At 65.4% G+C, this 407-nt stretch carries 1 protein-coding gene; it reads left to right on the top strand.

The annotated features are described in order from the left end of the window. Positions 1–407: hypothetical protein (locus tag ACTQ48_RS11625; RefSeq protein WP_441571095.1), on the top strand; the 407-nt coding region annotated here is incomplete at both ends.

The raw sequence follows: 407 nt of genomic DNA, 5'->3' as shown, positions 1-407 counted from the left end.
GGGTGACAGTGTTGAGTCGATCATCGCCACCCATGGGCGCCACCGCGATGAGTTGATCAAGGTCGCGACCCAGTTCACTGGCAGCAAAGAGGCCGCCACCAAGTACGTGGACGAGCTGTTCAAGACCCCTCGGGACATCACGACCGCCGTCCAGCTGGAGAAGGCCGCTGCGGATGCTCGACTCAGGGAGTGGCAGGCGAAGCTCGACGGGGTGCCGGACGCTGTGCGGACGGACATCCTAGCGGCCGTGCAGAAGGGTGACCTCGCTACCGCAAACCAGCTCCTGGCAGATGCTGCGCGGACACGCACCGCGACGATCCGGGTCCGCATCTCCAAGGACGGGTCCGAGATGTCGGGCGGCGGCAACAAGGCCCTCATCAACGCCGCTGGCGGACTCTACTCAGACC

It is taken from the genome of Collinsella sp. Sow4_E3 (genome assembly GCF_052116285.1).
Lineage (GTDB): Bacteria > Actinomycetota > Coriobacteriia > Coriobacteriales > Coriobacteriaceae > Collinsella.
Note: the sequence above shows the minus strand (reverse complement) of the source record. Positions and strands in the feature narration are given on the sequence as shown.